We start from the raw sequence: 25,377 nt of genomic DNA on the forward strand, positions 1-25,377 counted from the left end.
CGTCCGATGCACGGCAGCCGGCGTTCATCGGTCCTGCGGAGATACGCCTGCCCACGAGGCGAAAGCGCTGCCGTCGGCTTGATTCATATTGCGGGCCCGGCGTCGGCTTCGAGCTTCGACGCATTGGGACTGGTTGCACTATCGGGTGAGTGTCCATGAGTTCAGGCGAGTGGGGCGGGCAAGCCTGCCTGGCCGCGATTGCCGCGTTCCCATCCGCCGCGCTCAGGCGTGCGCGAGGAAGGGATAGGTGAACAAGCCGAACTGAAGCAGGTTCAGTCCGAAGTGCGTGAGCATCGCGGATCGCAACCCGCCGGCGCGATAGGCCAACCCATAGCCGATGCCGGACAGGCCTGCCAGCAGAACCAGTTGGGCGCCGCCCTGAAAGTGCGCGAGACCGAATAGAACCGCGCCGGCGACGAGCCCGAACCACTGGGCATGGCGTCGCGACTTCATCAGGCGGGTTATGCCTTCCTGGATATAGCCACGGAAAAAAGCTTCTTCGGCAAAGGCAACCAGCAGCAAATTGTTGAGTGCCCACAGCCACGCAAGATGCGGCCACTTCGGCGCCCACGCAATCGATCCGGCGTAAAACGCGATGGAGAGGCAGACAGCGGAAGTGACGGCGCAGGCAACGATCGCCGACATCGCCATAACGGAAAGTGGTTTCCTCGACTGCACCCACGGATAGGTCAGAAGCAGCCAGAATCCGATCAGCGGCTTGTCGAAGTTCAGGTACATCGTATAAGGCGCGGCATCCGGCGTGAAACGTGCGGCGTCGATGACTCTCAGGTTATGAAAGCCCGGCAGCCCATGTTGAAACAGACCGATTGCAACGACGACAAAAACGGCGTTGCAGAGCAACCTGCCGACCGGCGATGGATTGCGCCGCAGCAGAACACCCGTGCCAACCAGAAGCACGAGAGGAATAACCGCGAGTACCTGCAACTGTCCCAAGGCAAAGGCGAGTCCGTAGCCGATTGCCAGAAGACCCATCGTCAGTGAGCGAGGCGCTTGAAAAACCGCCGCGAAAGCGGCAAGAAACACGGCAATCCACGGCAATGCGGCCATTTGAAAAAACGTCCCGAGATTGATTAAGCGCTATTGATCGATCCGCGCCGTGTTGCCATGCGGCAAGACGGTCGTGCGATGGTAGCCGACTCCTTCATGAACCGGAGCGCTCACTCCAGCGCCGGTCGCGGCGATCGTCGCGACCGGCTGCCGGCCTAGCGCAGCGTGCGGAATGCCGAGCGCACTTCGGTGGCGAACAACTGCGGCTCTTCCCACGCCGCGAAGTGGCCGCCCTTGTTGACCTCGTTGAAATAGATGAGGTTGTGATACGCGCGCTCCGTCCAACTGCGCGGCGCCTGATAGATCTCTCCGGGGAAGATCGTCACGGCAGCCGGCATGGAGATGTCCACGGCATTGAAGTTGTTGGAATGATCTTCCCAATAGATTTGCGCCGCGGAGGTGGCGCTGTCCGTCAGCCAGTAGAGCGAGATGTCGTCCAGAATCTCGTCGCGCGTGAGTGAGCGTTCCGGTACGCCGCCGCTATAAGTCCATTGGGAAATCTTGTCGTACATCCATGCGGCCTGGCCCACGGGCGAATCGGCGAGCGCGTAGCCGACGGTCTGCGGCCGCGTCACCATCATCGCGGAATAGCCGCAATTGTCGCGATAGAAGACGTTCAGCGAGTCATAGGCGGCCTTCTCTTTCGGCGACAGATTGCGCGGCGCGGGTTCTCCGAGAGCCAGCAAGGTCGCGATATCCGGTGGCACGGTCGCGGGCATGTTGACATGAATGCCGATCAGGCCTTTCACCTTCTGCATGGCCATGCGGTGCGAAATCACCGAGCCGCAATCGCCGCCTTGCGAGACGAAGCGCGTATAGCCGAGTCGCGCCATCAGTTCGCCCCATGCGCGCGCGATATGGTTCGAATCCCAGCCGGTGGTCTTCGGCTGTTCGGTGAAACCGAAGCCGGGTAGCGACGGCACGACGATGTGAAATGCGTCGTCGGCGCTTCCGCCGTAGGCAGTGGGATCGGTCAGCGGCGCAATGACCTTGATCAGTTCGAAAATCGAGCCGGGCCAGCCGTGCGTCATGATCAGCGGCAGAGCGTGCTCATGACGGGAACGCACGTGAATGAACTGCACGTCGAGGCCGTCGATTTGCGTCATGAACATCGGCAGCGCGTTCAGTTTCGCTTCGCCCTTGCGCCAATCGTAGTCGGTGCCCCAATACTTCGCGAGCACCTGCATTCTGGCGAGCCGCACGCCTTGCGACTCATCGTTGACAGTCTCCTTGCCGGGCCAGCGCGTGGCCGCGATACGGCGGCGCAAATCGACGAGGTCGGCTTCGGGCACGTTGACCTTGAACGGGCGGATCGTGCTGTCGCCGGTGGCGGCGAACAAGGAGCCCGGAATCAGTCCCATCGCGCCGACTGCGACCGAAGCGGCGAGAACGTGACGTCGAGTTGGAGAAAACGGTGTTGATGACATGTTTGAAATCCTGGCGCTATGAAGGAGCCGGCGCACCGATCGCGACGCGCCGTGATGTTCACGAGGAGAGCGCCCCACTGCCGGGCTTGCCGATGGTCCGGCCGGCGTGGAGCGCTAGTCAGGCAACAGACGAATCGGCCGACCGTGACGAACGACCGGCGATCGACGATCAGTGATGCGCATACGGCGAGAGCGACGCGTCGGGCCCGATGCGCGCACCCGATTGCGACGTGGTGTCGTGCATGCCGCCATACGATTGCGCGGCGGCATCCGCACTGGCCATCGACTCGGCCTGTTCGGCATGGACGGTCAGCGCGCTTTGGCCGCGCTGCGACGCAGGTGCGCCGACGAGCGGATCGTAGTGAGGGGCGGGACCGTAGCCGCTGCTGGCGAAAGCGGGGGAGACGATTGCAGCGCCGGCGGAGAGAACCGCGGCGAGAACGAGACGCTTGATCATGATGAAACCTCCACGAATCGAATCGAAAGAGAAGTGCTTGGTGATGGGATCGGACAAGGTTGAAAAGACACTGCCGATCGTGAATGAATCCGCCTGACGGGGCGCGACTCAACTGCCTTGATAGAGCTTGTTGAGCGCCGCGAGTTGTCCGTCTTTCTCGGCGCGCACCAGTTCCTGACGAACCTCCGCACGCGTCTTTACTTTTTGAGCGCTCTGAACCGGCGCCCATTGATGAACTTGTTGAACGTCGTTCGCGCCGGCATTCACGTCGACGGAATTAGCCGCATAAGCGGAGGCGGTCGTGGCGAAAGCGGCAAAAGCCAAAACGATCATCGATACTTTCATGTCATTCTCCTGAAGCAAATCAAGTGGGAAGATCCGCCCGGGCATCTGGGAAGCGGCGGCATGCGGTGATGTCTGCTTGCGCCTTGATCAGATTCCGTCGTTGGAAGCATTAGAACCAGGCGACGTATCTGGCTTGTGTCGTGAGAACGGGCTATTGCAATGCTGTGTATCGGTTGCAACGTCGTACACATTGAGAAACAAATCGGGTGCTTACCGAGAGGCGAATAGATCGGGAATAGATATTCGGCGGCGCGTTGAACGACGTCCGAACGGCCGCGTTTGTATCCCAATGTATCTGAGCGCCGGCGCGTTACATAACGTTGCACCGGCGCGCATTGCGGACATAAGCCAGATACGTCCGCCGGGTTTAATTCATCCATGCCAGTTGATCTGGCCTGGCTGACCCGAAACGCAAACGGGCGTTTGCGTGAAAAGAACTTCTCTTGAGGCGGACATCATGAAAGTCATTCAATCGCTTATCGTCGCCGCGGCTGTTGCCGGCCCGATTTACGCCAGGCCGTAACGGCAAGCCTCGGGTTCAAACGCCGGCGCGCCGCGCCGACACCGTTCATATTCTTTCGTCCGCTTGTACTTGATTCGACCATCGGCTTGCTTCACCGCCCTGGTGGAGCGGGTCTCTCTCAAGTCCAAGCAGGCTTTTCGAAGCTCTCGTACATAAGGGGAAATAAACCATGTCTGAACAGATCAATACCCGGAGACGGCGTCTCCTCGGCACGACGGTTGCGGGCGTCGGCCTGATGGAGCTGGGATTGAGCGGACTCGCGCAGGCGCAGTCCAGCGGCATGAAGTCCGGGGCGAGCGCCGCTTCGTTCGACGACCTGCGGCAGATCAACGCCGGCACGCTCAACGTGGGCTACGCGGAAGCGGGTCCGCGCAACGGGCCCGTTGTGATTCTGCTGCACGGCTGGCCGTACGATATCTACAGCTACGCCGAAGTCACGCCGTTGCTGGTCGCCGCCGGCTATCGGGTCATCGTGCCGTATCTGCGGGGCTACGGCAGCACGCGGATTCTTTCCGCGGACACGCCGCGCAACGGCCAGCAGGCGGTTATCGCGGTCGACATCATCAACCTGATGGACGCGCTGAAGATCGACAAGGCGATCTTCGGCGGCTTCGACTGGGGCGCGCGCACGGTGAATATCATCGCCGCGCTGTGGCCGGAGCGCTGCAAGGCGATGGTGTCGGTGAGCGGTTATCTGATCGGCAGCCAGGCCGCCAACAAGGGACCGTTACCGCCGAAAGCGGAACTGGCATGGTGGTATCAGTTCTACTTCGCCACCGAGCGCGGCTACGCCGGCTACGATGCGAACCGCCGCGATTTCAACAAGCTGATCTGGCATACCGCTTCGCCGAAGTGGGATTTCGACGAAGCGACCTACGGGCGCTCGGCTGCATCGTTCGATAACCCGGACCATGTCGCGATCGTGATCCACAACTACCGGTGGCGTTTGGGGCTGGCGACGGGCGAGGCGAAATACGACGAGCTCGAAAAGCGTCTCGCGACCGGGCCGACCATCTCGGTGCCGACCATCACGATGGAAGGCGACGCCAACGGCGCGCCGCATCCCGAGCCGTCGGCCTATGCGAAAAAATTCACCGGCAAGTACGCGCACCGGAACATCGGCGGCGGCGTCGGGCATAACCTGCCGCAAGAAGCGCCGAAAGCATTCGCCGACGCCGTCATCGACGTCGCCCGTTTCTGAGCAGCGAACGGGAGACCGACAAATGCGAAGAATCCGGACTGCGCATGTCGTGCTCAACGCGGCGCTTCTGCTTGGCGCCGTGGCGAATCACGCCGTGGCCGAACCCGCGAAATCGGCGCCTTCGCCGATCTATGGCGTGACGATTCCCGAGGGTTACCGCAAATGGCAAATGATCGCGCCGGCCGAGGAAGCCGCGCCGCTCGACGAGCTACGCGTGGTGCTCGGCAACCCGGCCGCGATCAAGGCCATCGAGAACTCGACGCTGCCGTACCCTGACGGGACCATCCTGGTGAAACTCGCGTACAAGCGCAAGCAGTCGCCCGAGTTCCCATCGGCAACGATTCCCGGGACGCCCACCACGGTGCAGGTGATGGTGAAGGACTCGCGTCGTTATGCGTCGACAGGCGGCTGGGGCTTCGGCCGGTTCGTCAACGGACAACCGGTCGACGCCGCGCAACATCAAACCTGCTTCGCGTGCCATGCGGCCAGGGTGAAGGACCGCGACTACGTGTTCACGCGCTTCGCACCGTAGCCGCACCGGCGGGAAAGCGGCGGCGTGCAGCGACAAGCCGCCGCCGATCGTCAGGCTCGCACCGCTCAGGAACGCGAGGTGCGCGAAGTGCGCGACGAACGCATTACAAGCGCACTACGAGCGCGCGACCAGCCGCTCGAGCGCGAATTTCGCTATGCGCCGAAGCGCGGCCGGCGACATGCCTGCGCGGGCATTCAACTGAATGCCTTGCAGGGTGCTGCCGATGAACAGCGCCACGTCTTCCGCGTCCATGTGCGGATCGATCTCGCCGTTGCGCTGCGCCTCTCCGATGCGAGCCAGAAGAGGCTCCCTCAGCCGCTTCGCGCCCGCAGCCCGGATTGCGTTGACCTCGGCATCCGTTGCGCCGAATTCAGCGGCGCTATTGACGCCCATGCAGCCGTTCGCGCGCTCGGCGGCGTCGGCCGGTATCACGCCCAGCAAAAGCGACTTGATGCCGGCCAGCGCGGACGAACTGCGCGTCAACCGTTCGATGTGGGCCGCGACGCTGTATTGCTGATAACGATCGAGCGCTTCAAGGTACAGCTTGCGCTTGTCGCCGAACGCGTTGTAAAGACTCTGCCGGCCAATTTGCATGGCCGCGAGCAGCTCGTCCGTGGACGCTGCCGAATAACCCTTGGACCAGAACACGCGCATGGCGCGATCCAGGGCTTCGTCTCGATCGAATTCACGTGGTCTCACCATTTATCAAGCCCGATACTTGTGGACGATGCAGTCAATAAACGGAAATTATAGGCGCGGCGCTTTCCGCTTGCGCGATCCTTGCGCTCGCGCACTGGCGAACATCGGCATGCGCTCCTGAATCCACTTCAGCAATTCGAGCGGCCCGGCGGCAAGCGGCCGGTCGATCTTGACGAGCACCCTGGCCTGCGCGCTGTCGAACAGGGGATGTGCAATCGGCACGGTGGTCAGTTCGTTGTTTGCGAGTTCACGGTACGCGGCGAATTCCCCGATCAGCGTCATGAAATTTTCCGCTGTCACGAAGCGCTTTAGCGCGCTCAGCGAGTTGGTCGTGAGGGTGGGGCGAATCTTCACGTTCTCGGTCAGCTCCGCCATTGCCACGACATGGCCGATGCCGAATGTGGATGGCATGAGCGCCAGCGGATAACTTTGCAGATCGTCGAGGCTCGCCGGGCCACCCCGCCTGGCAAGAGGATGATCTTTTCTCAGCAGCAGCACAACCGGCTGTCGCGAACTGGCCCGATACTCGATTCGCGCGTGAGGCGGCGGATTAAAGGCGAGGCCGATGTGCGCCCGGTTTTCCGCCACTTCGTCCAGCAAGGCGTCCACCGCCAGCATGGTCATGCCGATTTCCAGACCGGGATAGCGCGTGCAGAACGGCGCCAGCACGTCGTCGACGAAGGTATCGACGAAGCCTTCGCTCACAGCCAGTTGAATCTGCCCGGTTTGAAGACCTTTCAACGCATGTAGCCGGTCTTCGAGCTTCTCCTGCTGCGAGCGGTAGCCGCGCCAGAATTCGAGCAGGTGAATGGCGGCTTCCGTCGGCCGGACTCCGCGCGCCTCGCGTTCGAACAGCACCGCGCCCAGTTCGTCTTCGAGCAGTTTGATCTGCCGCGTGATGACCGATGGCGACGTGTTGATGTGCTCCGCCGCGCCGCGGATGGTGCCGTGGGTGAGCACCTCGTGGAAATACCGCAGGCGCTGCTGGTTGATCTCGCGCATTTGATTGCTCCGACGCCGGAATTTTCAGGGTCCAAGGCATGGGCCGAGTGACGGCCAAGCGTTGCTCAGAAGGCAACGATACGTGAACTTAGTTGCTCTTGCTAGTCCCGTTTTGCGCTGCCACCATCGACTCAACCCCTGCGACGGGTCCAGTGAGGCAATCGGGAGACACCTATGTCAGCAATCCATCCATCGACCGCCGGCGATCCCGCCTCAGCGCTCTATAGCAAGCTCAACTGGCGGCTTCTGCCGTTTCTGGTGACCTGCTACATGTTCGCGTACCTGGACCGCGTCAACGTCGGGTTCGCCAAATTGCAGATGCAAACGGACCTCGGCTTTTCCGATGCCGCTTACGGTGTGGGCGCGGGCATTTTCTTCATCGGCTATGTGCTGTTCGAATTGCCGAGCAATCTGATGTTGCCGAAAGTCGGCGCCCGCAAGACCTTCAGCCGCATTCTCGTGCTGTGGGGCATCACGTCGGCCTGCATGCTGTTCGTGCGAAGCGTGCCGGCGTTTTACGCCATGCGCTTCCTGCTCGGCATATTCGAGGCGGGCTTCGCGCCGGGCATGATCTATTACCTGTCGCGCTGGTACGGGCCTGCCCGCATGGCGCGCGCCATTGCGCTGGTGTTCGTGGCCGGACCGCTCGGCGGCATTGTCGGCGGCCCTGTCTCGGCGTGGCTCATGACGAGTCTTGCCGGGGTCGGCGGTCTTGCCGGCTGGCAGTGGATGTTTCTCGTCGAAGGTCTGCCGTGCATCGTGCTCGGCGTGCTGACGCTGCGGGTGCTGTCCGACCGGCCCGCGGACGCGCGCTGGCTGACCGACCACGAAAAAGGCCTGCTCGAGCGCGAAACCGCACCGACCCGGCATGGCACGGATTCGTTCAGGGCGGTGCTGAAGAACCCCCGGATCTATGTACTCGCGCTCGCCTACTTCAGCATCATTTTCCCGATCTACGCGATCAGCTTCTGGCTGCCGACGCTGCTCAAGGAGCAGGGCGTCAAGGACACCATTCGCCTCGGCTGGTACACGGCGATTCCCTACGTGGCGGCCGCGGTCTGCATGTATCTCGCGGGCCGCAGTTCCGACCGGGCGGGCGAGCGGCGCTACCACTGCGCGATTCCCGCGCTCGGCGCGGCGCTCTGCATGATCGCCGCTGTTTTCGCCGATGGAAGCGCGATGCTCACGCTCCTCGCGCTGACCGTGGGAACCGCATGTCTGTGGATGGCCTACACGGTTTTCTGGGCGATACCGGCCCAGCTCGTCGAGGGGACGGCCGCGGCCGGCGGCATCGCGCTCATCAATACCGTGGGATTGTCCGGCGGATTCTGGGGGCCGGCGGTGGTCGGCTGGACCAAGGCCGGCACGGGCAGCATGCATGCCGGTCTGCTGGTCATGGCCTGCGCCGCCGCGCTGGCGGCCGTCCTGATACTGAAGTTCAAGTTGACGCTCAGGCGGGAACAGCCGGTTTTGCCACACAGTGCATTCGAGCAAGAGGTGAACACATGAAAATCCTGATCGCGGGTTTCCAGCATGAAACCAATACCTTCGCGCCCACCAAGGCGTCTTACGAGAGCTTCGTTCAGGGCGAGGGCTTTCCGCCGATGGTTCGCGGCGCCGACGTACTCGGGCTGCGCGATGTCAATGTGCCGATCGGCGGATTCATCAAGGTCATGCAAGCGCATGGACGCGAACTGAAACCGGTGATCTGGGCCGGCGCGAGCGCGTCGGCGCACGTCACGACGGATGCGTTCGAGCGGATTGGCGGCGAGATCATCGCCGCCGTCGAGCAAGGCGGTTTCGATGCGATCTATCTCGACCTGCACGGCGCGATGGTGACCGAGCAGCACGACGACGGCGAAGGCGAGTTGCTCGAACGCGTGCGGCGGATCGTCGGCGATCGCATGCCGGTGGTCGTGTCGCTGGACCTGCACGCCAACGTCACCGCGCGCATGTTCGCGCATGCCAGCGCGCTCGTGGCTTACCGGACCTATCCGCACGTCGATATGGCGGAAACCGGCGAACGCGCCGCGCGGATTCTCGAGGATCTGATGTGGGAGCAGCGCCCGTTGCATCGCGCGATGCGTCGCGTGCCCTTCCTCATTCCGGTGAACGGCATGTGCACGCTGGTCGAGCCCGCAAGGGGGATGGTTGGCATGCTGGCTGATCTGGAGACGCGGCCGGTCGTGTCGGTGTCGTTCGCGCCGGGCTTTCCGGCGGCCGATTTTCCCGAATGCGGTCCGACCATCTGGGCCTATTCGTTCGAGGAAGAAGTCGCCGAGCGAGCCGCCGACGCGCTGCTCGCGAAGATCGTCGGCGAGGAGTCGCGCTGGGAGGTGCCGTTTCTCGCGCCCGACGAAGCCGCGCTCGAAGCGATCCGGCTGAGCGCGTCCGCATCGCGACCGGTCATCATCGCGGACACGCAGGACAACCCCGGCGTGGGCGGCGATTCGAACACGATGGGGATGGTGCGCGCGTTGTTGCGCAACGGCGCAACGGACGCGGCGGTTGGTGTGATCTGGGACGCCGAGGCCGCGGCCGCCGCGCATCGGGCCGGCGTGGGCGCGCGCATTGCGCTGCGCCTCGGCGGTCGATCGGGTGTCGAGGGCGATTCGCCGCTCGAGGCGCTGTTCGAAGTCGAATACCTGTCGGACGGCCGCTTCCGTTTCGACGGCCCGATGCTCAACGGAATGGAAGGCGAGTTGGGACCGGTCGCCTGTTTGCGCGTCGAGGGCGTGAGGATTGCCGTGAGCTCGGTGAAGATGCAGGTGTTCGATCGCAATCTGTTCCGCGTGGCGGGCATCGAACCCGAACGGATGAAGATTCTCGTGAACAAGAGTTCGGTGCATTTTCGCGCGGACTTCGAGGCTATCGCCGAGGCCATTCTGGTGGCGAAAGCGCCCGGACCGATGGCCGCCGATCCGGCCGATCTTCCGTGGGAACGTCTCGATCCGGCCATGCGTGTCCGGCCGCTGGGTCCGTCGTTCAGCGAGTTGAGTCCGGTAGCCGGTTGATTCAAATGCGACGCGCTGGGGTCGGCAATCGTCCGCTGCATGGCGGCCGATTTGTACCGCAATGTATCCAGGCCGTACCGGGATAAACACGCTTGCATTGGAGGCGTTGGCGAAAACATTCCAGATACGTCGGCAGGTTCAAATGTCTTCACGCAAGGTTGATTCGCAACACTGCGTTCGAGTCCGGTGACACGGCGGCGCGCAGGTTTCGGCTTCCGCGCTTGTCATCCGAACTTCCGACCTTTGAATGCCGTCGTTTTCTGGAGAAAACTCATGAAGCTCGTTCAATCCCTCCTGGTGGCAGCGCTCGTTGCCGTTCCTGTCGCTTCGTTCGCCCAGTCGGACCACGCGTTGACGCGTGCCGACGTGCGCGCGGAACTGGTCCAGCTTCAGAAGGCCGGCTACAACCCGGCCAGCGACAACACCCAATATCCTCAGAACATCGAAGCCGCCGAGGCGCGTATCAATGCGCAGAAACATTCGGCGACAGCGGCATATGGCGGCGCCGAACAAGGCAGCTCGACTGCGGGCGCGCGCTCGACAATGACCCACACGTCGGCACCGGAGCAAGCCGTTGTCGGTCTCGGTTCGATCTATGCGCACTCGTAATCTCCATGACGACGGCGCGCGTTCGAGTGCGCCGTCATGGGGATGGTCGATTCAAAACCCATTCAACTCAGTCGAAAAATACCCATGACCACGCTTCTCAAGAAATGCCTCGGTTCCGCGCTGTTGCTCGGTGGACTGTTCGCATTGCAGGCTTCGCACGCAGCGCCGCCGCAGGATTTGAAGGGCAAGAACGTCGTGCTGGTGCACGGCGCATTTGCCGACGGTTCCAGTTGGGAGAAAGTGATTCCGTTGCTCGAAGCGCGCGGCCTTCACGTGGTGGCGGTTCAAAACCCGCTGAGTTCGCTGGCCGACGACGTTGCCGCGACGAAACGCGTGATCGACCAGCAGACCGGCCCGGTCGTTCTGGTCGGCCACTCGTGGGCGGGCGTCGTGATCAGCGAAGCCGGCAACGACGACAAGGTGAAGAACCTCGTCTATGTAGCCGCGTTCGCGCCCGACAGCGGCCAATCCATCGACGACGTGACGAAAGGCAAGCCGGCGCCCGCATGGGCCAGCGAATTGCAGAAGGACTCGGCCGGCAATCTGACGCTGTCGACCAAGGCGGTGCTGGAAGATTTCGCGCAGGACGTGCCTTTGCCGCAACGGCGTGTGATTGCGGCAACGCAAGGGCCGTGGGCTTCCGCATGTATCGGCCAGAAGGTCACGACGGCGGCGTGGCACGACAAGCCGTCCTTCTTCGTGGTGGCCGGTCAGGACCGGATGATCGATCCGAACCTGCAACGGAGCATGGCGAAGACCATCGGCGCGCACGTCACGATGGTCGATGCGAGCCACGTCGCGATGGTCAGCCAGCCGAAGGCAGTCGCCGACACGATCATTGCCGCTGCGAAAGCCGCGCAATAAGCGCGGCGAGATTGCCGTAGCGAGCCGCCAACGATCGACACCGCGCCCGGAAGCGAAATCGACCATCTGAACGGCTATGTCTTGCGCCGTGGACGCGCGCTCGGTATTCCGACGCCGGTGAATCATCTGCTTCTGACGTCGATACAAGTGCTGGATAATCGGCAGGTCGCCGATAGGTAGGTCCGCACATGAAGGCTCGTTTCCGCATTCACCGCTCGATAGTCCGTCTCACTCGCCTGCCGCCTCGCGCTGTCGGCCGGGCGCGGATGCGATGAGCGCGCCGATCTACATGTGGCTGCTCGCCGTACCGCTTGCCGGGTTGATCGCGTATGGCGTCGCGATCGTGCTTCTGTTCTGGCTGCAAGGGCGCCTGATTTATCCGCCCGAGCGAGTGCGCCGCCCCTCGGGTGCGCCGCAGGGCGATGGGCGCATCGGCAACGTCCGCTTGCGAACCGTCGACGGTGTCGAGTTGATGTGCGGCTACGCAGCCCCCGCGCACGCGGATTCCGCCATCGTCGTTCTGTTTCATGGCAACGGCGAGGACATCTGGCAGCGCGAGCACATTGCTCATGATCTGCTCGACGCCGGATACGGCGTCCTGCTTGCCGAATACCGCGGCTACGGCGGCTCGGCGGGGCGGCCGCACGAGGCGGGTCTGTACGCGGACGGGCGTGCCGCGCTGGAGTTCGCCGCGCAACGCGCGCGCCGCGTCGTCGTGCACGGGTATTCGCTCGGCACGGGCGTGGCGGTGCAGATCGCGATCGAATACGCGCTTACGGCGCTGATTCTGGAGGCGCCGTTCACCAGCATCGCCGATGTCGCGGCGACGTGGTTTCGCTGGCTGCCGGTTCGGCGCCTCGTGCGCGACCGGTACGACAGTCTGTCGAAGATCGGCGCGGTGCGCGCACCGGTGCTGATCTACGGAGGGAGCGCGGACGGTGTGATTCCCCCCGCCCATTTTTCGCGGCTGCACGCGGCGCTCGACGCGCCAGGGCGGCTCGTGATGCTCGACGACGCAAACCATGTCGACGCATGGGAGCGCGGCGGCCGCGACCATGTATTGCGCTTCCTGCACGAACACCGTTCGCACAGCCCGCGCGCGCCGCGAACGTAATCGCGCCGCGGGTCGACCGGTCGACTCCCGACCTATGACCGCTGGCTATCACCCCATGCCATCTTTTGATTGGCGCGGTAAGTCTTCGTCGCCCACACTTGCGAAATTCGGCACACGAGCAAAAACGGCGGAACATCGTGAACAGGAAAGCGGGCATGTATCGCCCCGGCGGGGTTCGCGCATGACGCCGCGAGACACACAGCGAGCACACAGCGAGAAGCGCAATGCACGATGACACAACGATCCACGATGCACGCGCAACCGGCCTCGTGCCGGCGGGCGCGGCGTTGGAACGGCTTTGCACCGGCGCGCAATGGGGCGAGGGACCGGTATGGCTGCACGAGGACGCCTCGGTGCTGTGGAGCGACATTCCGAACAACCGCATCCTGCGTTGGAACGAGGCCGACGGCATGACGGTATGGCGCGATAACGCGGAATTCACCAACGGCCATGTTCGCGAGCAGGACGGCTCGATCCTGCATTGTTCGCATGGACAGCGGGCGATCGTGCGCACGCGTTTCGGCGCCGGCCTGTCGAATCCGCTCGACGAGATCGTGGTGGACCGCTACATGGGCAAGCGGCTGAATTCGCCGAACGACGTGGTGGTCAAGCGCGACGGCACGATCTGGTTCAGCGATCCGCCGTATGGCATCGTATCGGACCGCGAGGGACATCGGGCCGAGTCGGAGTTGGGCGACAACTACGTGTTCCGGTTCGATCCGCGCACCCGCGAACTGACGATTGCGACGGACTTCGTCGAGGAGCCCAATGGCCTCGCGTTCTCGCCCGACGAAACGGTGCTGTACGTCTCGGATACGTCGGCGGCGCTCAGAAGCGACGGCGGCGGCCACCATCACATTGTCGCGTTCGACGTCGTCGATGGATGCACGCTTCACCATCCACGGATTGTCGCGGTGGTGACGCCCGGCCTTGCCGACGGTTTCCGCGTCGACGAAAACGGCTGGATCTTTACGAGCAGCGCCGACAGCGTGCAGGTCTATCATCCCGACGGCACGAGGCTCGCGCGCATCGGCGTGCCGGAGAAAGTGGCGAATCTCACGTTCGGCGGAGCAAACGGCAACGTGCTTTATATCTGCGCATCCACTTCCCTATACCGCATACGCCTGAACACGCGAGGAGCGACGTGAGTACCAATAACACCCTGCTGCTGGTGGAAAAATGCAGTCATTGCATTAGCTGGTACGACATCGAATCCGGCCGCCGTGTGCATTCGGTGGCGCTGCCCGATTTCCCGCACGAATTCGTCACCGACCGCGACAATCGCCACGCCTGGGTCGGGCACTACGGCGTGGAGACGTCCGGCCATGCGGGCCCTGGAGGCCACGCGTTGCTGCAGATCGACATTGCCGCGGGCAAGCTGGTGCGCACCATCGACCTGTCGCCGTTCAATCGCATTCACGGCTTGCAAATGGACGAGGCGGACCGCCTTTATGCGCTGAGCGAGGAGAAGGCCGCGCTCGTCGTGCTCGATCACCCGGCCACGGACGAGGCGCCGAGGCGAGCCGTGCCCTCGGGCGGCATCAAGAGCCATCTGTTCGCACTCACGCGCGACGGCCGGACGGCCTATTGCATGAACCTGCTCTCGCATACGGTCACGAAGGTCAAGCCGTGGGACCCGCTGGCCGTTCCGCTCGCCTGTCATCCCGGACAAAAGCCCGAGGGTTACTGCCTGAGCGGCGATGAACGCACGCTGTATGTGAGCAACCGCTGGAGCCGTTCGCTAACGGCGATCGATACGGAGACGATGCAAGTGGTGCGCTCGGCGCCGTCGCGCGACGACCCCACACGCATTTACCGTTGGAGCGATACGTGTCTCGTCGTGACCAACTACGGAGAACGCAGCCTGTCGATCGTCGATCCGGCGACGCTAGCGGAGATCGATCACATTCCCCTGCAAGCGCGCGCGATTGCGCTGTCGTTCGATTTCGAAAGAGGCGTCGCATTCGTCTCGCAGGACGACGATCGCGTCGGCGTGTTCAACATGCATGCGCGACGCTTCGAACGGTATATCGCGACGCAGCGCGAGCCGGACGTCTCGAAGGTCGTGCGCACGGCGCTCTAGGTCGTTCGCGCAGACCTGCGGATCGCCGGCCGGCATTCGAAGCCGCCGGCGCGCGTTGCAACCGATCGGGCAACCGATCGGCCACCGATCCGCAACCGGTCGGCCACCGATCCGCAACCGATCAAAAACCGGCCTTGGCGGCGGCGCGGATCGCGTCGATGACGATTTGCGTGGCGGGCGTGGCGCGGCGATTGGACCGCAAGATCAGGCCATACGGCGCGAGGCGTCCGCGAAAGCGTGCGGGAACGACCGCCAGCGTGCCTTGCTCCTGATAGTAGCGGGCCACCGATGTCGGCAACACGGCGATCATGTCCGCCGCGAGCAACAGCGACAAGGTGGTGAGAATCGATGAGGTTTCGATCGTGTTTTCGGGCAGCGCGACGCGGCTATGACGAAAGGTTTGATCGATGATCTCGCGCATCGGGCTCGGATGCGGCTGAATGATCCACGGGTACTCCGCCAGCTCGCCGAGCCGAACCGGCGGCGTTCTCCCGCACACCGGATGCCGCGGCCGCGTGACGAGCGACAGCGGCTCTTCCCCCAGGGTCTCGAACGTCAGGTCGTCCGCCGGCCAGCCGTTGGGAACGCGCCCGACCACCAGATCCAGTTGATCTTCCTGTAACGCCTGCACCAGCACGTCGCTCGTATCGATCTGCACGGTGATATGCAGCTTCGGATGCGCTTCTTTCAACGCCACGATCGTGGTGGTCAACAGATCGGGCGACGGCGCCATCACCGCGCCGAGGCGGACCGCGCCGACATTGCCCGACTCGATCGCCACCAGTTCCTCGCGCAAGGTGCCGAGGTCGGCGAACACCACCCGCGCATAGCGGATGACCGCTTCACCGAAGATAGTCGGATCGATGCCTCGGGCGTGCCGCTCGAACAAGGTCACGCCCAGCAGGTCCTCGAGTTCGTGCAGGGCCTTGGTGGCGGCCGGCTGGGTCATGCCGATCTCGTCCGACGCGCGGCGCAGCGACCCGTGCTCCCACACCGCGAGAATCAGTTGAAGGTGGCGCAGGCGCAGCCGGGTTCGAATACTGGCGGTGGCTGGAATCATGGAGCGATAACTGGCATGAATCGGTATATAGCATTGTTTCATTGGTAAGTTATTGGGCATTCTCGCACACTACGAAGATGGCGCCACAGGGGACAACCCGTAAGCGCCCGCCAGCATGCGCTCTCACGAGCATGCAGCCGCTACCAACCCGGTTCCTCGAACCCCGGAGACTTCGCATGAAAATCAAACATATCCGCACTCGCGTATTCGAATGGAAAGGCAAGGTCGTGCCGCCGCAGGCGCATTTCTGCACCAATGCGGTCGACATCCTGTATGAGCGCGGCGACGCGATGGGCTCGTTCCGCTTCCACGGCTGGCTGGTGGTCGAAATCGAGACGGATACGGGTGTCGTCGGCATCGGCAATTGCGCGCTCGCGCCGCGCATCGCCAAGCAGATCGTCGACGAATACCTCGCGCCGATCGCGCTCGGCGAAGACCCGTTCGATACGGAATACATCTGGCAGAAAATGTATCGCCGCACGCTCGCGTGGGGCCGCAAGGGCATCGGCATGGCGGCGATCTCCGCCGTCGACATCGCCTTGTGGGACATCATGGGCAAGGTGGTCGGCAAGCCGGTGTTCAAGCTGCTCGGCGGACGGACCAAGGAAAAGATCTGGTGCTACGCGTCGAAGCTATACAACAACGACGACCGCGACGCCTTCCTCGGCGAGGCGCAGGGCTACCTCGACGAGGGCTTCACGGCCATGAAGATGCGCTTCGGCTATGGACCGAAAGACGGCCCCAAGGGCATCGCGAAGAACCTCGAACAGGTGCGCTTGCTGCGCGAACTGGTGGGCGACGAAGTCGACATCATGCTCGAGTGCTACATGGGCTGGACGCTCGAATACGCCCGGCGCATGTTGCCGCGCCTCGCGGAGTTCAATCCGCGCTGGATCGAGGAGACCGTGATCGCCGACGATGTCGAGGGTTACCAGGAACTGAAGAAGATGAACATCATCCCGATCTCGGGCGGCGAACACGAGTTCACCGTGTACGGCTTCAAGGATCTGCTGGAGCGGCGCGCGGTCGACGTGATCCAGTACGATACCAACCGGGTCGGCGGCATCACGGCGGCGCGCAAGATCAACGCAATGGCCGAGGCGTGGTCCGTACCGGTGATTCCGCACGCGGGCCAGATGCACAACTACCATCTGACGATGGCAAGCACGGCGAGCCCGATGGCCGAGTACTTTCCCGTATTCGACGTCGAGGTGGGCAATGAGCTGTTCTATTACATTTTCGAAGGCGAGCCGCAGCCGCAGCAAAGCTTCCTCCAATTGTCGGACGAGACGCCGGGGCTCGGTTTGCGCCTGAGCGACAAGTATCTGAACGACTTCAACATCATTGAATGAGCCGGCGCACGTGCCTATTGATATGACCGACCCGACCACGATTAGCGGCGAGATGCCGATTGGCGCACGCAGGGTGCGAGGCGAAGCCGGAAGTTTCCGCGCGCTCGATCCCGCCACCGGCGCGATGCTCGAACCGGCGTTCGGCTGCGCGACAGAAGCCGACGTGGCGCGCGCGTGCGAGTTGGCTCATGCGGCGTTCGACGCGTATCGCCGCACGCCGCCCGGCATACGGGCGGCTTTCCTCGAAACGATTGCCGCCAACATGCTCGCGTTGGGCGATGTGCTCATAGAGCGCGCCTGTGCGGAAACCGGCCTGCCGCGCGCGCGCATCGAAAGCGAACGCGGGCGCACGGTGGCGCAGTTGCGCCTGTTCGCGGCGCGAGCGCGTGAAGGCGATGGGATCGATGCGCGCATCGACGGCGCGCTGCCGGAGCGCAAGCCGCTGCCGCGCGTGGATATCGGCATGCGGCGCATTCCGCTCGGACCCGTCGCGGTGTTCGGCGCGAGCAACTTTCCGTTGGCGTTTTCGGTGGCCGGCGGCGATACCGCTTCCGCGCTCGCGGCCGGATGTCCGGTGGTGGTGAAGGCGCATGCCGCGCATCCGGGTATTTCCGAACTCGTCGGCCGGGCAGTGCAGGCGGCCGTGCTCGCGAACGGCTTGCCCGAGGGCGTGTTCTCGCTGCTGTTCGACGACGGCTTCGCCGCCGGCGCCGCGCTCGTCGCGCATCCCGCGATCAAGGCCGTCGGCTTTACCGGTTCGCGGCGCGGCGGCGTGGCGCTGATGAAAATCGCCGCCGCACGCGCGGAGCCGATTCCCGTCTACGCGGAGATGAGCAGCGTCAATCCGGTGTTTCTGTTGCCGGCTGCATTGGCCGCGCGCGGCAAGGCATTGGCGACCGGCTTTGTCGAATCGCTCACGCTAGGCGTCGGACAGCTCTGCACCAATCCGGGTGTCGTGCTGGCCGTGGCCGGCGTCGCGTTCGAGCAATTCAAGGACACCGCGGTCGCGCTGCTGGCCGCGAGGCACGCGGGCGTGATGCTGACGCCGGGCATTGCGGCTGCGTATGCAAGCGGCGTCGAGCGTCTGCACGAGCATCCGGCCGTGCGCGCGGCAGGGCGTGGCGAAGCCGAGGGCGAGGGCGCCGCGGGCAGCCGGGCCCAGGCGGCGCTGTATGCGGTCGACGCCGACGCGCTGCTCGCCGATGCATCGCTTGGCGAGGAAGTATTCGGGCCGTGTTCGCTTCTGGTCGCGTGCCGGGATCTCGCGCAGATGCGTGAAGTCGCCGAGCGCCTGGAAGGACAACTCACCGCGACGCTGCACTTCGACGCCGCCGATCATGACGCCGCGCAAACGCTGCTGCCGGTATTGGAGCGCAAGGCCGGCCGCATCGTTGGAAACGGCTGGCCGACCGGCGTGGAAGTGTGCGACGCAATGGTGCACGGCGGTCCGTTTCCCGCGACGTCGGATGGCCGCTCGACGTCGGTCGGCACCGCCGCCATCGAGCGGTTCCTGCGACCCGTCTGTTATCAGAACCTGCCGCAGCGCTTATTGCCCGATGCGTTGCACGATGCCAACCCGCTGGGCCTGCCGCGCCGCGTCGACGGCGTGCCGACGCAAGCGCCAATCAAATAACGCAATACCGTTCGAAGGAGCTTGAAATGAAACCACGCATTGCAGTGCTGCTGGGAGACCCGGCCGGCATCGGACCGGAACTGATCGCCAGGTTGCTGGCGCAGCCCGACAATCGCGAGCGCGCCGAGCTGCTGCTAATCGCGGACCGGCGCGAGCTGGACGAAGGCATGCGTATCGCCGGCGTCGAATTCCCGTACACGGTGGCCGCGGATGCGCAAAGCGCGCGCTTCGCCGAGGGCGTGCCCGCGCTGATCGATTTCCGTCTGCCCGACGACGCACCGTACGCGCGGGCCGAAGCGAGCGAGCGCGGCGGCCGCTACTGTCTGGAGGCGTTCAAGCTGGCGCTCTCGCTGACGCAGCGGAATGTCACCCAGGCCGTGCTGTTCGCGCCGCTCAACAAGACCTCGTTGCATCTTGGCGGCATGCGGGAGAGCGACGAACTGGAGTGGTTCGCGCATCAGTTGGCGTATCGCGGCAGGTATTGCGAGTTCAACGTGATCGACGAGCTATGGACTTCCCGCGTGACGTCGCACATGGCGCTCAAGGACGTCAGCGCGAGGCTGTCGGTCGAGCGCATCGTCGAGGCGATCGATCTGATCGACGGCGGGCTCAAGGGCGCGGGCATCGCGCGTCCGAGAATCGCCGTATGCGGCTTCAATCCGCACAACGGCGACAACGGCGCGTTCGGACGCGAGGAACTGGACGTGATCGCGCCGGCCGTGGAGTTGGCACGCATGCGCGGTTACGCGGCCGAGGGGCCGTACCCGGCGGACACGATCTTCGTGCGTGCGTTCGAGCAGCAAGCGTTCGACGGCGTGGTGACGATGTATCACGACCAAGGACAGATCGCGATGAAGCTGATGGGATTCTGGCGCGGCGTGACGGTTCATGGCGGCTTGCCGGTGCCGATCACGACGCCGGCGCACGGTACGGCGTTCGACATCCAGGGCCAGGGGCGCGCCAATGTCGGCGCGACGCAGAAGGCGTTCGATATCGCTTGCAGGATGGCTTCGCAACGTCTTTGATGTGCTCGGGGACGCTCGTCCCCGTTGTTCCCACGATTGCCGATCGGACCCGCGAGCGGATCAGTCGCCGATCCGATAGAAGGTGATCGCATTGTGAGCGAAGATCCGTGCGATCGCCGCATCGTCATAGTCGGCCAGCGCTTCGAGCACGGCCTCCACGATAGTCGGAAAGCTCGCGCTGAGCGACGACACGGGCAGGTTGCTCGCGAACATGGCACGCTCGGGGCCGAAGATCGCGACAGCGTCGCGAATCACGCGGCGATTGCTGTCGGCGTCCCATCGTCCGCCCGCGAGGCCGAACTCCGACAGCTTGACGTAGACGTTGGGGTTGGCCGCGAGTGCTTCGAGACCGCGACGCCACTCCGCCAGCCCCGCTTCCGATCGATCCAATGGCAGGCCGGTGTGATTGAGCGCCATGCGGATGCGTGGAAACGCCGCCGCGACTTCCGCGGCTTGCGCGAGATGCCAGAACGGTACGCGCAAATCCCACGACAGGTCGTACCGTTCCAGCGCGGCGAGTCCGTCGAGCCAGCGCGGGTCCTGCATCGTGCCCGCTTGTCCCGTCACGCGCTCTTGCGGCGAACGCGCGGTCACGGGCTTCGAACGGATGCCGCGCACTCGCGGCCAGGCCATGTGAGCGGCCAGCACCTCGTCACGATCGGGCTGCACGAACGACACATGCGGCACGACGACCGAGGGCGTTCCGCTGCGCTCATGCACCTCGTGCAGCCAGCGCGTTTCGTCGACCTGCTGCATGCGCGAGCGTTCCGCCTCGATATGCACGCTGGCGACGACGCGGTACGGGTACGTGTCGCGCTGGTAGTCGTCCGCGAGATAGTCGCGGCGCAGCTTCTCGTATTCGCCGAGAAAGAATGCCGGACCGTGATAGGCGTCCTGCAGCCAGGGATAGTGGCCGCTTGCGAGATCCCAGAGATGGTGATGCGCATCGACGATAGCCAGTTGCGTTCCGGCGCGATGCGAGGGTTGCGTTGACATGACGGGAGCCGACTGAATCGAAACGGGTTGGGCTGGGGTTGGCTTGCTGTTGACGCATTCGGCGCGCTTTCGCGCGCCGGGTTCGGGCTCCGATCTACTCGTCGCACTTCGCGGGCAGCGTTGCGGCAATCAATCCTGCCAGCACCAGCGCCGCCGCGAGACTGTAGACGCCGATGCTCGCGTTGTACTTCTGTATCAGCACGCCGACGAGGTAGGGTCCGCAGAAGCCGCCCAGATTGCCGAGTGCGTTGATCACGCCGCGCGCGCCGCCGGCCACCTCGGCGCTGAACAGTCGGGGTGGAATGGTCCAGAACACGCCGGCCGCGGCCTGAAGGCAAACACCGCTGCCGATCAGGAACGCGTACGAGACCCAGGGCGTGCCCTGAAACCAGACGGAACCGAACATGCACAGCGCGAATGCGACGATCGGCAAGGCGACGAACAGTTTCCGCTTGCCCAGGCGGTCGGACAGATTCGAGATCGCCAGCATGCCGATCATCGTGCCGACGTAAGGCAGGATCGCCAGCAAGCCGACCTTCGTCATGCTGCCGTGCGTGAGATTTTTGAGGATCGTGGGCAGCCAGAGCGTGTAACCGTAGATACCCATCTGGTAAAAGAAATTCAAGCCGATGAGCCGCCACATCACGCCGTCCGCGAGAACCTGGCGCAATGACGCGCTCTTTGCCGCGTGGCCCGCGGTGCGTTCCTGCTCCGCGCGCAATTCGCCGAGAATGTACGCGCGCTCCGCCTCGGAAATCCACTTGGCGTCGGCGGGGCGGTCGCTTGCGAAGGCCCACCACACGAACAGAAACAGCAGCGACAGAATGCCTTCCACGATGAACAGGTAACGCCAGTTCAACGTTGCGATCAGCATGCCGGAGAGCGGCGCGGTCACGATGCCCGCTATCGGCACGAACAGGATCACGAGGGCGTTGGCGCGTCCGCGCTCCTTGTCCGGGAACCAGTTGCTGACCATCGTCAGCACGACCGGCAGCATGCCGCCTTCGGCCACGCCGAGTAGAAAGCGCAAAATCAGAAGCTCGGTATTGCTGCGCACGAAACCCGTGAGTACGGAAATCACCGCCCACGACACCAGCGACCACGCGATGAATTTCTTGCCGCTGCCGTGCACCGCCAGCCGGCCTCCGGGAATCTGCAGGAACAGATAGCCGAGAAAGAAGATGCCGCCCGCCATGCCGACCATGCTCGCGCTGATGCCGAGTTCGGCGCTCATGCCGCCCGGCATCGCGAAGCCGATATTGACGCGGTCCATATAGGAAATGATGCAGGCCATCAGGATCGGTGGAATGATCCGTGCCCAGCGCCTGCTCGGAATGGCCTGCGCGTGTTCCATCGGTACAGCGCTGCTGAAAGCGTCCATGTTGTCTCCTCCTGCGCGCCGTCGTGATTTGATATCCGCGGCGCTGATTAGGGTTTTTACAGCGCGAGTATCGCGAGTCCGTCCGGTTCCTTGCCGACCGCGAAACCATGACGCAGCGTCAGCGTGGCGAGATCCAGCACGCCTACGCTGTTGTCGTTCAACGCGACGTAGGCGAGCCCGCCGTCCGGATGAAACGAGACGGCGATCGGCTTGGCCACCGTGTCGACACGGCCCAGCGCCTCCAGCGATTCGGGATCGAACACGCGGATGCTGCGCTCGCCGTAGTTGACGACCAGCAAGCGTCCATCGCGAGTGAGATAGAGGCGGGTCGGGTCTTCGCCGGTTGCCACGGTGCGCGTGACTTTCATGGTCGCGGCGTCGATCATCGAGAGCGTGTGATCGTCGCGGCTGGCGACGAACAGCACGGTTTCATCGCGGCTGAGACAGCATCCTTCGGGACGGCCGCCCGCATTGACCGCGAGCGGCGGCAGGCTGGCGTCGTAGGGATGCACGCGCGTCACCGTGTGCGACAGCAGGTTGCTGATGTAGGCCCGTTCGCCATCGCGCGACACGACGAACAGGTGACTCTTCACGCCGCCGCTCGGCACAGCGCGATCGGGCACCTGGCGCGCGTGCGGATCGGCGAACACCAGCAGCATATTGTCGTGCTCGCTCAACGCGTAGACGCGGTCGCGGCTGTCGATCTGCAAGCCGTGAATCCGCGAATACGGTTCGCAATCGAGTGTCAGCACGTGCTCGCCGCGTCGAATGTCGATCACGAATACCTGATGCCCGCCGCGGCCCGGATGCGCGAATGTCTGCACGCCATAGTGCCCGACGTAGCCGAAACGTCCTTCACGATCGACGACGAATTCATGGGGATACTCGGGAAGCGCGACGCTGAACCGCTGTTCGCCTGTTGTAAGGTCGTAGCCACCGAACGCGTGGCCGAATTTCTCCACCAGAACGGCGGTGAGTGTGTGCGGCATGCCTGTCTCCTGACGTTGCGCGTATTTCTCACCCCTCTTGCGTTGCCTGTTCAATGAGGGCATACGGCGGGGGTAATGGATGCAGGCAAAGTATCGCCAGTTTCGCAATGAGCGACCACTGAATAATTTGGATCGAGATAGTCGCGGAGGTTATCGCTCCCGAGATGGAGAGGAAGGAGGAATGAGCGCAAACCGACGATCGGCTCGCCACTCGCAAACCGGTCGCGGGTAGTCGGATCTTCGACAGCGAGATTGCAGCTACAGCCAGCGCCAGATGCCCGCGGGCCAGCCTGAAAGTGGAAGGTGAGCCCAGCTCGCCGCGAGCCAGACAACGAGGCCGCCTAACAGCGCGTGCAGGCCAAATCCGCCTAACCGCGCGCGGCCGGCAGCGATCGCCGCGAACGGCAGATAGCTCGTTTTCGCTTCCCACGCCGGCCAAAGATCGGGCTGGAGCCGCTGCTTCTTGCGGTCCTGTAATGCCGAGCCGACGAGCGCGAGCACGACGATCGCCACGGCAACGACGATGTTCTTCGCGACCGGGAACACCGCGACGTGACACACGCCCCAGAGCGCGAACGACCACATCATCGGATGGCGCGTCACCGCGTACACGCCGCGCGCCGCGTCAGGGAACGAACCGGGCCGGCCGCCGGTGGGAAACGCCGGGTTGCGGATAAAAGAGCCCATGAGCAGGATCGAGGCGATCAGCATGACCACGGTCACGACCGCCCACAGACCGTCTCCGACCGGCCAAAGCGGCGCCGTGAGCGGCGCCTTTCGATAGGCCACGACCAGCCAGGCGAACGTCAGGAGTGCAACCACCGAATAGACGCCCTGGAACGGCGCTTCGCCAATGGCATCGATCAGCCGCCGGCGCAGCAGATGCGATAAGACCAGATGACTGCCGACGAAGGCGGCTGCCGCCGCGACCACTGCATCGATGCTTCCCATTGACTCGGCTCCTCAAGTCAGTCACCAGCGGATCGTATTGCCCTGAAGAATACTAGTTGGTGCGCGGCAAAAGTCCACCCGCCGGTCACACCAGGGGCACCTGCTGACGACACACGCCGAGAACCAACTGCCGAAGCCAACGATGCACGGGGTCGTTCTCCAAACGCGGATGCCACATCTGGTAAATCGTGAAACCGTCGGTCGCCACCGGAAGCTCGAACGAATACGCGTCGACGGATGCGGCGTGTTGCCTGTTCATGAAGGAGGCGGGCAGGAGCGCCACCAGATCGGACGCGCGAGCCACTGCCAACGCGGCCGGAAAGCTCGGCACGATCGCCACGGTGGTTCGTTCCAACCCTAGCCGGGCAATCGCGGCGTCGAGAGAATCGATGACCTGGCGACCGTGCGGCGCGACTACGTGGCCGAACGCCGCGTATTGCTGCGGGGTCACGTGTCGTTTCGCTTCGAGCGGATGCCCCTTTCTGACCACCCCCAGGTAGCGGTCGCGAAACAATGCCTGAACGCGTATTTCAGGCCCGGCTTCCTCCAGCACGCCAATCTCGAGATCGGCGGAACCGTTGCGCAGATACTCCGCGTTTCTTTCCCATCGCGATGAAAAGTGCAAGCGCACGAGCGGCGCAATGGCGGTCACTTCGGCGATCAATGGCGCACCGAAGGCTTCCACGAAAGCTTCATTGGCGCGAATCGTCAGTGTTCTGCGCAACGTTGAAAAGTCCGGCGCAACCGGCGAAGGACGGAGCAGGGTCCGCGCCTCACGAACCATGTTTTCGGTTCGCTCGCGAATCTCCTCGGCATACGGCGTCAGCACCATCTGGCGCCCGGCGCGGACCAATAACGGATCGCCGGTTACAGCGCGAAGTCGAGTCAGCGTGCGACTCATGGCTGACGCACTCAAATGCAACGACCGTGCGGCGCGTGTCACGTTTTTTTCGCTGAGCAACGCATCGAGCGCGAAAAGCAGATTGAGGTCCGGTTCAGGCATGGGTTGATCGTAGTAAGCCGAGGGGGGATAGGGCGTCCGATGCATATCT

25 protein-coding genes are annotated in these 25,377 nt (G+C 63.7%); 13 read left to right on the forward strand and 12 right to left on the reverse strand.

Annotated elements, in window-relative coordinates; all coding sequences use genetic code 11:
• Window positions 1-222: 222 nt before the first annotated feature.
• The 4 genes from CUJ90_RS25695 to CUJ90_RS25710 all read right to left on the reverse strand — a co-directional run bounded on the left by CUJ90_RS25695 (window position 223) and on the right by CUJ90_RS25710 (window position 3,297).
• The gene (locus tag CUJ90_RS25695) at window positions 223-1,068 is read right to left on the reverse strand and encodes a CPBP family intramembrane glutamic endopeptidase (protein WP_083081515.1); all 846 of its coding nucleotides are present in this window, start codon (window positions 1,066-1,068) and stop codon (window positions 223-225) included.
• Window positions 1,069-1,223: 155 nt separating this feature from the next.
• Entirely contained in the window at window positions 1,224-2,495 is a 1,272-nt protein-coding gene (locus CUJ90_RS25700) for an epoxide hydrolase family protein (protein WP_083081513.1), read from the reverse strand.
• Between the two features lie 169 nt (window positions 2,496-2,664).
• Window positions 2,665-2,952, reverse strand: coding sequence for a hypothetical protein (locus tag CUJ90_RS25705; protein WP_083082982.1), 288 nt, complete (start codon window positions 2,950-2,952; stop codon window positions 2,665-2,667).
• Between the two features lie 108 nt (window positions 2,953-3,060).
• Window positions 3,061-3,297 carry a DUF4148 domain-containing protein gene (locus tag CUJ90_RS25710; RefSeq protein WP_083081511.1) on the reverse strand — a complete coding sequence of 79 codons (237 nt, stop codon included), beginning with the start codon at window positions 3,295-3,297 and terminating at the stop codon, window positions 3,061-3,063.
• 692 nt (window positions 3,298-3,989) lie between these two features.
• Here CUJ90_RS25710 and CUJ90_RS25715 point away from each other — a divergent pair.
• Together CUJ90_RS25715 and CUJ90_RS25720 are read left to right on the forward strand one after the other, a co-directional pair.
• The gene (locus tag CUJ90_RS25715) at window positions 3,990-5,021 is read left to right on the forward strand and encodes an alpha/beta fold hydrolase (RefSeq protein ID WP_083081509.1); all 1,032 of its coding nucleotides are present in this window, start codon (window positions 3,990-3,992) and stop codon (window positions 5,019-5,021) included.
• Window positions 5,022-5,043: 22 nt separating this feature from the next.
• Entirely contained in the window at window positions 5,044-5,553 is a 510-nt protein-coding gene (locus CUJ90_RS25720; protein ID WP_083081508.1) for a cytochrome P460 family protein, read from the forward strand.
• A gap of 114 nt (window positions 5,554-5,667) precedes the next feature.
• On the opposite strand, the gene CUJ90_RS25725 is transcribed toward CUJ90_RS25720, so the two are convergent.
• Both CUJ90_RS25725 and CUJ90_RS25730 read right to left on the reverse strand, forming a co-directional pair.
• Window positions 5,668-6,255, reverse strand: coding sequence for a TetR/AcrR family transcriptional regulator (locus tag CUJ90_RS25725; RefSeq protein ID WP_073428939.1), 588 nt, complete (start codon window positions 6,253-6,255; stop codon window positions 5,668-5,670).
• A 45-nt stretch (window positions 6,256-6,300) separates the two neighbouring features.
• On the reverse strand, window positions 6,301-7,254 hold the full coding sequence (locus CUJ90_RS25730; protein ID WP_083081506.1) for a LysR family transcriptional regulator: 954 nt from the start codon (window positions 7,252-7,254) through the stop codon (window positions 6,301-6,303).
• 174 nt (window positions 7,255-7,428) lie between these two features.
• On the opposite strand from CUJ90_RS25730, the gene CUJ90_RS25735 reads away from it, so the two are divergent.
• The 8 genes from CUJ90_RS25735 (at window position 7,429) to CUJ90_RS25770 (ending at window position 14,938) form a co-directional block, all read left to right on the forward strand.
• On the forward strand, window positions 7,429-8,763 hold the full coding sequence (locus CUJ90_RS25735; RefSeq protein WP_083081505.1) for an MFS transporter: 1,335 nt from the start codon (window positions 7,429-7,431) through the stop codon (window positions 8,761-8,763).
• The gene (locus CUJ90_RS25740) at window positions 8,760-10,268 is read left to right on the forward strand and encodes a M81 family metallopeptidase (protein WP_083081504.1); all 1,509 of its coding nucleotides are present in this window, start codon (window positions 8,760-8,762) and stop codon (window positions 10,266-10,268) included. Before CUJ90_RS25735 ends, CUJ90_RS25740 begins: the two co-directional genes overlap by 4 nt.
• 273 nt (window positions 10,269-10,541) lie before the next feature.
• A complete protein-coding gene (locus CUJ90_RS25745; protein ID WP_083081503.1) occupies window positions 10,542-10,877 on the forward strand; it encodes a DUF4148 domain-containing protein in 336 nt (111 codons plus the stop codon).
• An 84-nt stretch (window positions 10,878-10,961) separates the two neighbouring features.
• Complete coding sequence (locus CUJ90_RS25750) at window positions 10,962-11,741, forward strand: alpha/beta fold hydrolase (protein ID WP_083081502.1); 780 nt, start codon at window positions 10,962-10,964, stop codon at window positions 11,739-11,741.
• Window positions 11,742-11,798: 57 nt separating this feature from the next.
• Window positions 11,799-11,921 carry a ketopantoate reductase family protein gene (locus CUJ90_RS25755; protein WP_347143489.1) on the forward strand — a complete coding sequence of 41 codons (123 nt, stop codon included), beginning with the start codon at window positions 11,799-11,801 and terminating at the stop codon, window positions 11,919-11,921.
• A 91-nt stretch (window positions 11,922-12,012) separates the two neighbouring features.
• Window positions 12,013-12,855, forward strand: a complete 843-nt coding sequence (locus tag CUJ90_RS25760) for an alpha/beta hydrolase (protein WP_083081499.1) — start codon at window positions 12,013-12,015, stop codon at window positions 12,853-12,855.
• Between the two features lie 224 nt (window positions 12,856-13,079).
• Entirely contained in the window at window positions 13,080-14,003 is a 924-nt protein-coding gene (locus CUJ90_RS25765) for an SMP-30/gluconolactonase/LRE family protein (protein WP_083081497.1), read from the forward strand.
• Window positions 14,000-14,938, forward strand: coding sequence for a YncE family protein (locus CUJ90_RS25770; protein ID WP_073428932.1), 939 nt, complete (start codon window positions 14,000-14,002; stop codon window positions 14,936-14,938). Before CUJ90_RS25765 ends, CUJ90_RS25770 begins: the two co-directional genes overlap by 4 nt.
• 121 nt (window positions 14,939-15,059) lie before the next feature.
• On the opposite strand, the gene CUJ90_RS25775 is transcribed toward CUJ90_RS25770, so the two are convergent.
• Window positions 15,060-15,998 (reverse strand): LysR substrate-binding domain-containing protein, encoded by a 939-nt coding sequence (locus CUJ90_RS25775; RefSeq protein ID WP_073428931.1) that lies wholly within the window; start codon window positions 15,996-15,998, stop codon window positions 15,060-15,062.
• A gap of 176 nt (window positions 15,999-16,174) precedes the next feature.
• Between CUJ90_RS25775 and CUJ90_RS25780 the strand changes: the two genes are divergently transcribed.
• The 3 genes from CUJ90_RS25780 to CUJ90_RS25790 are packed head-to-tail and all read left to right on the forward strand — an operon-like array spanning window position 16,175 to window position 20,008.
• The gene (locus tag CUJ90_RS25780; protein ID WP_083081495.1) at window positions 16,175-17,350 is read left to right on the forward strand and encodes an L-rhamnonate dehydratase; all 1,176 of its coding nucleotides are present in this window, start codon (window positions 16,175-16,177) and stop codon (window positions 17,348-17,350) included.
• Between the two features lie 22 nt (window positions 17,351-17,372).
• Window positions 17,373-18,983, forward strand: a complete 1,611-nt coding sequence (locus CUJ90_RS25785; protein ID WP_083081493.1) for an aldehyde dehydrogenase (NADP(+)) — start codon at window positions 17,373-17,375, stop codon at window positions 18,981-18,983.
• Window positions 18,984-19,009: 26 nt separating this feature from the next.
• The gene (locus tag CUJ90_RS25790) at window positions 19,010-20,008 is read left to right on the forward strand and encodes a 4-hydroxythreonine-4-phosphate dehydrogenase PdxA (RefSeq protein WP_083081491.1); all 999 of its coding nucleotides are present in this window, start codon (window positions 19,010-19,012) and stop codon (window positions 20,006-20,008) included.
• 60 nt (window positions 20,009-20,068) lie between these two features.
• On the opposite strand, the gene CUJ90_RS25795 is transcribed toward CUJ90_RS25790, so the two are convergent.
• From CUJ90_RS25795 to CUJ90_RS25815, 5 genes are all read right to left on the reverse strand, one after another.
• The gene (locus CUJ90_RS25795) at window positions 20,069-21,004 is read right to left on the reverse strand and encodes an amidohydrolase family protein (protein ID WP_083081489.1); all 936 of its coding nucleotides are present in this window, start codon (window positions 21,002-21,004) and stop codon (window positions 20,069-20,071) included.
• Between the two features lie 94 nt (window positions 21,005-21,098).
• On the reverse strand, window positions 21,099-22,385 hold the full coding sequence (locus CUJ90_RS25800; protein WP_073428926.1) for an MFS transporter: 1,287 nt from the start codon (window positions 22,383-22,385) through the stop codon (window positions 21,099-21,101).
• Between the two features lie 56 nt (window positions 22,386-22,441).
• On the reverse strand, window positions 22,442-23,374 hold the full coding sequence (locus tag CUJ90_RS25805) for a YncE family protein (protein WP_083081487.1): 933 nt from the start codon (window positions 23,372-23,374) through the stop codon (window positions 22,442-22,444).
• A gap of 258 nt (window positions 23,375-23,632) precedes the next feature.
• Window positions 23,633-24,325, reverse strand: a complete 693-nt coding sequence (locus CUJ90_RS25810; RefSeq protein ID WP_114164163.1) for an NnrU family protein — start codon at window positions 24,323-24,325, stop codon at window positions 23,633-23,635.
• Between the two features lie 85 nt (window positions 24,326-24,410).
• Window positions 24,411-25,328: a LysR family transcriptional regulator gene (locus CUJ90_RS25815; protein ID WP_083081483.1), complete on the reverse strand. Its 918-nt coding sequence runs from the start codon at window positions 25,326-25,328 to the stop codon at window positions 24,411-24,413.
• Window positions 25,329-25,377: the final 49 nt, after the last annotated feature.

Origin of the sequence: Paraburkholderia terricola, from assembly GCF_003330825.1 — a bacterium.
GTDB classification, from domain to species: domain Bacteria; phylum Pseudomonadota; class Gammaproteobacteria; order Burkholderiales; family Burkholderiaceae; genus Paraburkholderia; species Paraburkholderia terricola.